General features: G+C 72.9%; 9 protein-coding genes and 1 tRNA gene. 7 read left to right on the plus strand and 3 right to left on the minus strand.

Features of this window, described 5'->3' with window-relative positions:
- Positions 1 to 185: 185 nt before the first annotated feature.
- Entirely contained in the window at positions 186 to 1,049 is an 864-nt protein-coding gene (locus tag ACFC1F_RS41165) for a hypothetical protein (RefSeq protein WP_376166662.1), read from the minus strand.
- Positions 1,050 to 1,788: 739 nt separating this feature from the next.
- Between ACFC1F_RS41165 and ACFC1F_RS41170 the strand changes: the two genes are divergently transcribed.
- From ACFC1F_RS41170 to ACFC1F_RS41200, 7 genes are all read left to right on the plus strand, one after another.
- On the plus strand, positions 1,789 to 2,595 hold the full coding sequence (locus tag ACFC1F_RS41170) for a transglycosylase family protein (RefSeq protein ID WP_209415270.1): 807 nt from the start codon (positions 1,789 to 1,791) through the stop codon (positions 2,593 to 2,595).
- Positions 2,596 to 2,814: 219 nt separating this feature from the next.
- Positions 2,815 to 3,324 carry a transglycosylase family protein gene (locus tag ACFC1F_RS41175; protein ID WP_376166664.1) on the plus strand — a complete coding sequence of 170 codons (510 nt, stop codon included), beginning with the start codon at positions 2,815 to 2,817 and terminating at the stop codon, positions 3,322 to 3,324.
- An 86-nt stretch (positions 3,325 to 3,410) separates the two neighbouring features.
- The gene (locus ACFC1F_RS41180) at positions 3,411 to 4,124 is read left to right on the plus strand and encodes an alpha-ketoglutarate-dependent dioxygenase AlkB (RefSeq protein WP_376166676.1); all 714 of its coding nucleotides are present in this window, start codon (positions 3,411 to 3,413) and stop codon (positions 4,122 to 4,124) included.
- Between the two features lie 328 nt (positions 4,125 to 4,452).
- A complete protein-coding gene (locus ACFC1F_RS41185; protein ID WP_376166666.1) occupies positions 4,453 to 5,313 on the plus strand; it encodes an acyl-CoA thioesterase in 861 nt (286 codons plus the stop codon).
- Positions 5,314 to 5,411: 98 nt separating this feature from the next.
- On the plus strand, positions 5,412 to 6,203 hold the full coding sequence (locus ACFC1F_RS41190) for a DUF1684 domain-containing protein (RefSeq protein ID WP_376166668.1): 792 nt from the start codon (positions 5,412 to 5,414) through the stop codon (positions 6,201 to 6,203).
- Positions 6,204 to 6,473: 270 nt separating this feature from the next.
- Positions 6,474 to 7,751, plus strand: a complete 1,278-nt coding sequence (locus tag ACFC1F_RS41195; RefSeq protein ID WP_376166670.1) for an MFS transporter — start codon at positions 6,474 to 6,476, stop codon at positions 7,749 to 7,751.
- A gap of 135 nt (positions 7,752 to 7,886) precedes the next feature.
- Positions 7,887 to 7,960, plus strand: a tRNA-Pro gene (locus tag ACFC1F_RS41200).
- 72 nt (positions 7,961 to 8,032) lie between these two features.
- On the opposite strand, the gene xerC is transcribed toward ACFC1F_RS41200, so the two are convergent.
- Together xerC and ACFC1F_RS41210 are read right to left on the minus strand one after the other, a co-directional pair.
- Complete coding sequence (xerC, locus tag ACFC1F_RS41205; protein WP_376166672.1) at positions 8,033 to 9,271, minus strand: tyrosine recombinase XerC; 1,239 nt, start codon at positions 9,269 to 9,271, stop codon at positions 8,033 to 8,035.
- Positions 9,271 to 9,567, minus strand: a complete 297-nt coding sequence (locus ACFC1F_RS41210; RefSeq protein ID WP_376166674.1) for a helix-turn-helix domain-containing protein — start codon at positions 9,565 to 9,567, stop codon at positions 9,271 to 9,273. Before ACFC1F_RS41210 ends, xerC begins: the two co-directional genes overlap by 1 nt.
- Positions 9,568 to 9,930 lie beyond the last annotated feature (363 nt).

Here is a 9,930-nt window from a genome sequence, read left to right on the forward strand (position 1 = left end):
CCGGGGGTGGGGTGGGGGGGTTTGTGGCCCGAGGGTGGGCGGCTTTGTGTGTGTGCTGTGTTTTTCTTTCACCTTAGGGGCCGCCGGCGAGGCGGTGGGTCGTTGTGGGGGCGGCTCGGGCGGGGCCGGGGTGCGGGCCGGGCCGCGGGTGGTTCGGGTGCGGGTGGTTCGGGTTCGGGTGCGGCTCAGGTGCCCGCGAGCGGGAGGGAGGCGGCGACGACCTGGCCCATGGCGATGGCGCGCTCCAGCGCCTGGCGGAGCAGGTCCTCGCGCGGCTGGCGGCCGACCATGCCGGCCGGGACGGCGTACATCGTCACCTCCGCCAGCTGGTTCGCGGCGGACCGCCAGGCGTCGGTGACCTGGAGCGGCTGGTGCGCCTGCCACCAGCCCGTGCTGCCACCGGCGGCCGCCGGCTGGAGGATCGCGTGCAGCTTGCCCATCGCGACCAGGACCGACCAGCCGGCCAGCTGCTCCGGCGTCCTGTCGATGTCGGTGACGGGCTGGAAGCCGGCGTCCTGGAGGAGGTCGAGGAACTCGTCGGTGCCGGAGGTGTTGCCCGGCCGGCCGACCGGTCCGGTGGGCTCGACCACGAGTGCTGCGTGGCCGGTGTCCCCGTGCAGCACCAGCCCGCAGGTGATGCCCAGGATGGCCGCCTGGCCGGGCGCGGCGGGCCGCTCGGGGGCGGGCTGCCCGACGGCCGCGACCGCGGGGGCCGGCACGGCGGCCGTCGGCGGGACGGTCGGCGGGACGGTGGCCATGGGCGTGTCGGTCTGGGCCTGGCTGATGCTGCGCACCGCGCCGACCAGCTGCTCCTCGGCGACCGGCACCACCTGGGAGGGGATGCAGCGGGCGTGTGCGAAGGCGAGCACCGCGGTCTCCTCGCCGACGAACAGCACGGTGCTGGTGGGCTCCTGGAGGGAGTCGCCCGGGGTGCGGCAGGAGGTGCACTCGTAGCTGTCGGGTGCGTGGGCGCCGCCGAGCAGGCGGTCGGCCTCGTCGTCGCCGATCTCGGATCGGACCTCGTCGCTGACGTCGAGCATGCGCGGCACTGGGACTCCTCGGGTGTCGGGTTTGTTGCGGGCTGGGGGCGGGTTCGGGCTGGTTCGGGCGGGTTTCAGGCGGGCGGCGGGTCGTGCGCTGGGGGCGGGCTCGGGCTGGTGTGGGGCTCGGGCTCGGATGGGGCGTGGGTCGGTGGCCGGACTCTGGGTGGTCCTCGGGTGCTCCAAGGGGTCCAAACGGTCGATTCCGGCCGCCTTTACCAACGGACCCCTGTGGCAGGGGTCACGGGTGGGCGCCGCGGCTGACGGGAATTGCCTCTGAATCGATCGCAGTGCGTGTTCCGATGGCTGCAATCTGTCGATGTCGATGACGGGGCTGCCGGAATGAAACCGTGAGGTGGGTCACGGCTCACAGATGTTTGATCTAGGAAATGACGGTTAAATCGGACATTTGGGGCGTGATTGCAAGGTCGTTACCGCGGGTAACGCCTGGCTGAGCTGGGCAGACCGTCGATTGTTTGGATCCCCGGCCGCCGACTCGTAGCTTCATTGGCGGTGCAACGAGCACCACCCGGGTTCACCCCCGACGCACAGCCCGCCGGTTCACCCCGGCGCCGGCAGTGCCCGCCGATGCGACCGCTCGAACAGGTCCCCGGTGCGTGGTGGGTGGCCGGGGCGGCGCGGCACGTCCGACACGTGCCCGGCCGCCCGACGGACGCGGCGAGCGAAATCGACCCCCCTTCGAGGGCTTGGTTCCGCATGCCCGCCCGGGGCTGTCGAGAGGAACCCCATGACCTTCCGTAACGAGTCCGCCGCTGCCACCACCTCCACCGTCACCAAGCGCAACCGCGTTCGGATGGCGGTCGTGGCGGGCGCCGCTGTCGCGGCCCTGCCGGTGGCCGGCCTCGTCACGGCCACCTCGGCCTCCGCCGCCTCCGTCTCCACCTGGGACGCCGTCGCCCAGTGCGAGAGCGGCGGCAACTGGGCCATCAACACCGGCAACGGTTTCTACGGCGGTCTGCAGTTCACCTCCAGCACCTGGGCCGCCTTCGGTGGCACCGCCTTCGCCCCGCAGGCCAACCTGGCCACCAAGGCGCAGCAGATCTCCATCGCCGAGAAGGTCCTCGCCTCGCAGGGCCCGGGCGCCTGGCCCGTGTGCTCCGTCAAGGCCGGTCTGACCAAGGGCGGCGCCCCGGCCGCGGTCGACACCTCCGCCGGCTCGGCCACCGCCGCGAAGCCGGCCGCCCCGGCCGCCACCGCCGCGCCGAAGGCCGCCCCGGCCCCCAAGGCCGCCGAGGCCCCGAAGGCCGCCGCGCCGAAGGCCGCCGAGGCCCCCAAGGCCGCCGTCGCCGCGCCGAAGTCCTCCGACTCCGCGAAGTCGTGGAAGTCCGACAACGCCGCGAAGTCCGGCAAGGCCGCGACCTCGAACGACGCCCAGCCGGCCAACGGTGGCAACTACACCGTCAAGTCCGGTGACACCCTGAGCACCATCGCGGCCGCCAAGGGCATCGACTGGCACGCCCTGTACAACAACAACGCCAAGGTCATCGGCGGCAACCCCGACCTGATCTTCCCGGGCCAGACCCTCACTGTCTGATCCCCGGCACTGTCTGACCCCCGGCACCGTCCGATCCCCGGTCCGGCCGACCTCTGGTCAGGCTGGACCCCCGGACGCGTCGTCCGGCCGGCCGCTTCTCCGCTGTGCGGGGGAGCGGCCGTCGGCATGTCCGGCGTGTCGGGGCCTGCCGGGGAGGGGCACGCCTAGGGTCGGCTGCTGTGCCTTCTCAGCATTCATAGGATCAGCCGTGAATCCTTCGTGCCGATTGGCAGTCCGGCGCGGGTCCTCGTTGCCCTCGCCGCCGCACTGTTACTGACCGCCGGACCGCTGCCCGGCCGGCAGGCCCGGGCCGCCCCGGTCGTCGCGGACACGGTCTGGGACGACCTCGCCGAATGCGAGAGCGGCGGCGACTGGCGGGCCAACACCGGGAACGGCTACTTCGGCGGGCTGCAGATCTGGCCGCCTACCTGGGAGGAGGCCGGCGGCCTGCGGTACGCCCGTCGGCCCGACCTGGCGAGCCGGCGCCAGCAGACCGCCGTCGCCGAGGAGATCCTCCGGATGCAGGGGTGGGAGGCCTGGCCGGTCTGCGCGCGAGAGATCGGGATGATCGGTGGCGAGCCGGATGGGCCGGACCAGCCGGACCAGCCGGATGAACCGGACCAGCCGGATGGGCCGGACGAACCGGATGAGCCGGCCCGGCCGGATGTGCCGGACGGACCGGACAGACCGAATGAGCCGGGCGGACCGGACGGGCCGGGCGTGCGGTGAGCGGGTGGGGCGCCACGCCGTTGCGGGTGGGGCGCCACTCCTTTCGGGTGCCGCTTGTCGGAGGGGTGCGCGACGATGGTGGGGTGATCCAGGGCGAGCTGTTCGGCGCGGGCGGAGGCGTTGGCGCGGGCGCGTCGCGTGAGCGCTCCGAGCCCGCGCCCGGCGTGGTGCTCGTCCCCGGCTGGCTCGACGCCGCAGCCCAGTCGCACCTGGTCGCCGCCTGCCGGGAGTGGGCCCGACCGCCCGCCGGGATGCACACCGTCCGGATGCCGACCGGCGGTCTGATGTCCGTGCAGATGGTCAGCCTCGGATGGCACTGGTACCCGTACGGCTACCGCCGGACCGCCGCCGACGGCACACCCGTCAAGGCGTTCCCCCCGGAGCTCGGCCGGCTGGCCCGCCGGGCCGTCGCCGAGGCGTACGGCGAGGCGGTCGGCGACATCGCGGGCGCGGCCGGGTACGAGCCGGACATCGCGATCGTCAACCACTACCCGCACGGCGCGAAGATGGGCCTGCACCAGGACCGCGACGAGCGGACCGACGCGCCGGTGGTCTCGCTCTCGCTCGGCGACACCTGCGTCTTCCGGCTCGGGAACACCGAGACCCGGACCCGCCCGTGGACCGACCTGGAACTGCACAGCGGCGACCTGTTGGTCTTCGGAGGCCCGTCCAGGTTCGCGTACCACGGCGTGGTGCGCACGTTGCCCGGCACGGCGGATCCGGCGCTCGGGCTGACCGGGCGGCTCAACATCACCGTCCGCCGGTCGGGCCTGCGGTCCGCTGCGGGCGGGGCCGGTTAGGGGCCCGGGCCGGTGAGCGCCGCGCCGGAGTTGCGGGGCGGGGGTCGAGGGCCGGAGTTGAGGGCCGGAGTTGCGGGGCGCGGGAGGGTCGGGGGCTGTGGCGCCAGGGTTGTGGTGCGGGGGCGGTGCTGCGAGGGCTGTGGTGTGAGGGTTGGTGTTCGGTCGTGTGGAATCTCGTTCGAGTGAATCGGCAGCGGCCGCCCCGGGTGCGGGGAATGTCCGGGCTCGATGGAGAATTCGACAGGGCGGGGAAATTCGAGAACACGGGCGTCGGCGGCCAGGCGGAAGACCTCCGTCCGGGCCGGCCGTCCGGAGAGGAAGTGCACGCATGGGTACCCCCGTCGACGAACTCGTCGCACTGCTGGACCTTGAGCAGATCGAACTGAACATCTTCCGCGGGCGCAGCCCCGAGGAGGCGCTCCAGCGGACCTTCGGCGGCCAGGTCGCCGGACAGGCCCTGGTGGCGGCAGGGCGCACGGTGGACGGTGAGCGCCCAGTGCACTCGCTGCACGCCTACTTCCTGCGCCCCGGGGTGCCCGGCGTGCCGATCGTCTACCAGGTGGACCGGATCCGGGACGGCCGCTCGTTCACCACCCGCCGGGTGCTGGCCATCCAGGGTGGCCGGTCGATCTTCGCCCTCACCGCGGACTTCCACCTCCCGGAGGAGGGCGGCATCGAGCACCAGTACCCGATGCCCGAGGTCGCCGCCCCCGAGGACCTGCCCAGCGCGCTGGAGGAGGTCGGCTCCCGCCTCGGCGAGCTGCCCCCGTTCATCAGCCGCCGGCAGCCGTTCGACATCCGGTACGTCGACCGGCTGAAGTGGAACAAGGAGGAGCTGGCCGGCGTCGAGGCCCGCAGCGGCGTCTGGCTGCGCACCAACGGCGCCCTGCCCGACGACCCGCTGATCCACGTCTGCGCCCTCACCTACGCGAGCGACATGACGCTGCTGGACGCCGTCCGCGCTCCCGTCGAGCCGCTCTGGGGCACCCGCCACTTCGACATGGCCTCGCTCGACCACGCGATGTGGTTCCACCAGCCGTTCCGGACCGACGACTGGCTGCTCTACCAGCAGGAATCCCCGATCGCACACGGTGCCCGGGGCCTGGCGCGCGGGCAGATCTACGACCGCAGCGGGCAGCTGGTGGTCTCGGTGGTGCAGGAGGGGCTGTTCCGGCCGCTCAAGGGTTGATCCGGCCCCGGGAATGATCCACCCCGGTGGTCGGCGTTGAGGAGTTGACGGACTAGTGACGGCCTGCGGGCCGTGGACCGGAGTGGGAGGGTACGCCGATGACGGCGACAGCCGCGGAGGAATGGAAGCACTGGAGCGACAACCGGGCGGCGGCGGTGGGCACCGCGCACGGCCAGCTGGCACTCACCGGTACGCACTGGCTGGAGCCCGAGCCCGCCGAGGTCCCCGGCCTGCCCGGTCTCTGGTGGGCCGACGCGGAGGGCGTCCGGGTCCGGGCGGCGGCCGCCGACGGGATCACGGTCACCGGCGCGGAGGCCCCTGTCGACGGTGAGGTGCTGCTCCGCCCGGACAGCGACCCGGCCGCCGACACCGCGGTGCTGGGCGAACTGCGCCTCGTCCCGATCGAGCGCGAGGGCGAGCTGGCCCTGCGGGTCTTCGACCCGGCCGCGCCGCGCCGGGCATCCTTCGCCGGGATCTCCGCGTACGCCTACTCACCTGAGTGGGCCGTCCCGGCGGTCTTCACCCCGTTCGAGGACGGCGGCGACCAGGCCGTCGTCGTCCCCAACGTGGACGGCAAGGAGCGCCCGCTGGCCGTCACCGGCCGGATCGCCTTCACCGTCGCGGGCGAGCACCGCACCCTGACCGTCAGCCGCGCGGGCAACAGCCTCTCCGGCGTCATCGCCGACGCGACGAGTGGAACGGACACCTACCGCTTCCGTTTCATCACCCTGCCCGCCCCGGACGAGGACGGTCACACCGTGCTCGACCTCAACCGCGCCTACCTGCCGCCGTGCGCCTTCTCGGACCACTTCATCTGCCCCTTCCCGCCGCCGGGCAACCGGCTGGACTTCGCGGTCGAGGCGGGGGAGAAGCAGGTGCTGACCCGGTAGCGGTGTCGGGGCGGGACTCCGGGCACCTTCGGTGGCCTGCAGCTCCGGTGGCTTGTAAGGGTCGCCCCGGTCGTGGGCGGGCCGGCGGGCGGGGCGAGGATGGGGGCTGTGTCGACCAATCATCCTGCCAATTCGGCGACCGGGCCCGCCTCAGCGGGTTCGGAGCCTGTCCTGCCCGACGCCGGCCCCGCCCCAGCCGACGCCGGGCCTGTCCCAGCCGGTAGCGGCCCCGCGCCAGCCGGCACCCAGCCTGTCTCGTCCCGGCCTCCTGTGACCGACGCCGGGCCGGACGCCCCTGTACCGCCGTGGTACCGCCGCGCCGCTCGCGGGGCGTTCGCCGACCTCAGCCCGCTGCGCGACAACGCCGACTACCGGCGCGTCTGGTTCGGCCAGGCCGTCTCGTCGGTCGGCCAGCAGATGACGGCCGTCGCCGTCTCCGTCCAGGTCTACGACCTGACCGGCTCCACCTTCGCCACCGGCCTGGTCGGGCTGTTCTCCCTCTTCCCGCTGATCGCCTTCGGTCTCTACGGCGGCGCCATCGCCGACACCGTGGACCGCCGACGGCTCGGACTGATCGGCTCCGCCGGCCTCGCCGCCGTCTCCGCGGTCCTGGCCGCCCAGGCGCTCGCCGGGCTCGGCCTCGTCGCCGTCCTCTACGCCGCCGTCGCGGTCCAGGCCGGCTTCTTCGCGCTCAGCTCGCCCGCCCGCTCGGCGATGATCCCGCGCCTCGTCCCGAGCCACCAGCTCCCCGCCGCCAACGCCCTGAACACCGTCAGCATGAACCTCGGCCTCACCGTCGGCCCCATGCTCGGCGGCGTCCTCATCGGCGCCTACGGAGCCCAGGCCGCGTACCTGGTCGACACCGTCGCCTTCACCGCCACCCTCTACGCGATGTGGCGCCTGCCCGCCATGCGCCCGCTCGGCGAACGCAAGGGCCGCGCCTCCGTCCTCGACGGCCTGCGCTTCCTGCGCGAGCAGCCCAACCTGCGCACCAGCTTCCTCGCCGACCTGGCCGCCATGATCTTCGGCATGCCGCGTGCCCTCTTTCCCGCCATCGCGGTCACCTTCTACGGCGGCGACGCCCGTACCGTCGGCCTCCTGGTCTCCGCCCCCGCCGTCGGCGCCCTTGTCGGCGCCCTCTTCTCCGGCTGGGTCGGCCGCGTCAACCGCCAGGGCGTCGCCGTCCTCGCCTCCGTCGCGGCCTGGGGCCTCGCCATCGCCGCTTTCGGCCTCGCCCGCAACCTCTGGCTCGGCCTCCTGTTCCTCGCCGTCGCCGGCTGCGCCGACACCGTCAGCATGATCTTCCGCAACACGATGATGCAGGTCGCTGCCCCCGACGAGATGCGCGGCCGCCTCCAGGGCATCTTCATCGTGGTCGTCGCCGGCGGCCCCCGCCTCGGCGACTTCGAGTCCGGCGCCGTCGCCTCCCTCACCAGCCCCGCTGTCTCCGTCGTCAGCGGCGGCCTCGCCTGCCTCGCCGCCATCCTCCTCCTCGCCGCCCGCCGACCCGCCTTCCTCCGCTACGACGCCCGCCACCCGACCCCCTGACCTCGCGCCCGAACCAAACCTGGCAGCGAGCACCCCCCGACGTGCTGTATTGTTTTCCACGTCGCCGGGACACCGGGGACAAGGTCGAGAAGCCCACAGCAGAGCCCCCCAGGCTCCGCCGGGGCGCCGAGACCACGGGACGTGGCGCAGCTTGGTAGCGCACTTGACTGGGGGTCAAGGGGTCGCAGGTTCAAATCCTGTCGTCCCGACAGTGATGTCGGAGCCCCGCTGACTGGACGAAGGTCCAGGCCAGCGGGGCTTTTGCCGTTTCCGAGGGTGGGTCAGCGCACGAGCCGCAGGTGGCGGCCGGGGGAGTCCGGCGGGACCACTTCGGGACCAGGGGCCTCGCGGGGCCCGCTCAGGTGCGCGCTCAGCGCCTCGCCGGCCAGCTCGATCGAGCGCCGGTCCGGGTGCAGGTACCGCTGCGTGGTCGTGAGCGATCCGTGTCCGGCGATCTTCCGCAGCACGTGCAGCGGCACCCCGGCGTCGGCCATCCACGTCAGCCCGGTGTGCCGGAGGTCGTGCCGGCGCAGGTGCTCGAAGCCGAGCGCGACCACCACCTCGTCCCAGTGCGTCGCGTCCCGCAGGACGGCGGTGGTGATCCGCCCGCCCCGCGGCCCGGTGAACAGCCGAGCCATCGGGTCCTGGTCGATCACGTCCAGGCGCCAGGCCACCAGGTCGCGGATCTCCGGGATCAGCGGCACCGTCCGGCGCCGCTTCCCCTTGGTCCCCTTGTCCACCAGGCCGCCGGGCGCGGTCGTGGTCTGCCTGCACAGGTCCCACGTCCAGCGCTTGCGGTCGATGTCCTTGCGTCGCACGCCGGAGACCTCGCCGATGCGGGCCGCCGTGCACGCCGCGAAGCGCACCACGTCGCCCCAGCCGCCGAACTCCCCGTGCGAGCGCAGGACCAGGCTGGTGGCGAGCCTGTCCAGGGTGTCCCAGTCCGGCAGGGCCAGGGCACGGGGGTCGTCTAGTTCGTCCTCGGCGCGCTGATACTCCCGCTGCCAGCCGCTCACCTTGGCCGGGTTGGCGTCGATGACGCCGTCCCGGACGGCCTGCTCCATGACTCGGACCAGCATGGCGAGGGTGTTCTTCACGGTGGACCGGCCGTGCTCGTCGGCGATCCACGCGTACACGGCGCGGTCGATCACGCCGTTCGTGACGGCACGCAGGGGCAGATGGCCGATCGTCGGGACGATCCGCAGGCGCCAGCCGGCGCGGTACGGGTCGAGCGTCTTGGACTCCAGCCCGCGCAGCGCCAGTTCCATCACCGACTCCCCGTACTCGGCGAGCGGCATGGTCGCGGTCGCCGGGGTCACGCCGCGGCTGGCCAGCCGCTCCATCCCGGAGATCCAGGCCTCGGCCTCCTCGATCGTCTCGGACATCTCCGAGCGCGACAGCCGGCCGCCCGTCACGGGGTCGAACCACCGCACCCGTCCCCGGTAGGGCTTCGGGTACTCGGGGCGGTGCTCGATGTCGGTCGACAACTTCACGCCGATCGGCGGGTTCTGCTGGGGCATCAGGCGGCTTCTCCGGGGACGATGCGGCGCGACTCCAGCCAGGACTGGACGTCGGGGACGCTGTAGACGGTGATGCGAGAGGTCAGACGGACGAACGGCGGGCCCTGCATGGGCTTCGAGGTGCGCCAGCGCCTGAGGGTCGAGGGGTCGACGCCGATGAGTGCGGCGACGTCCTCGGTCGAGTACCAGCCTCCGTTTACCAGGCCCGATCCGTGGGGCTGCCTAGCCGAACCGGCGATCCGTACGCGTTCGATCAGCTCGGCAACCTGGTCGAGCGTCAGCTTGGTGTCGGACAAGGTGCACAGCTCCTTTGATGAGTGGGCCGCGCGCAATGAGGCGCGGCCTGAGTTGATGAAGGCGGGAGAGACGGCCTCACCCGCCTTCATCTCTGAGTGCCGCTACCGCCGCTACTCCGCTACCGGGCTGGTCAGAGGGGGCGTGGTGGTAGCGGATGGGGTAGCGGTAGCGGATTGGGCGGGTCAGCCGACGGTGGTGAGGTCGGCCGGGTGTTCGGTGGCGGGGGCCGGGTTGGTAGCCGCTACCGCTACCGGTTCCGCTACCGGAAAGAGGGCCCTGACCTGGGCGGTAGCGGGAGTAGCGGGGGTAGCGGACGTTTCGGGGATGGGCGGGCAGTAGCGCAGCCAGGCGTCGGCGAGGTC

It is taken from the genome of Kitasatospora sp. NPDC056181 (assembly GCF_042266225.1).
Taxonomy (GTDB): domain Bacteria; phylum Actinomycetota; class Actinomycetes; order Streptomycetales; family Streptomycetaceae; genus Kitasatospora.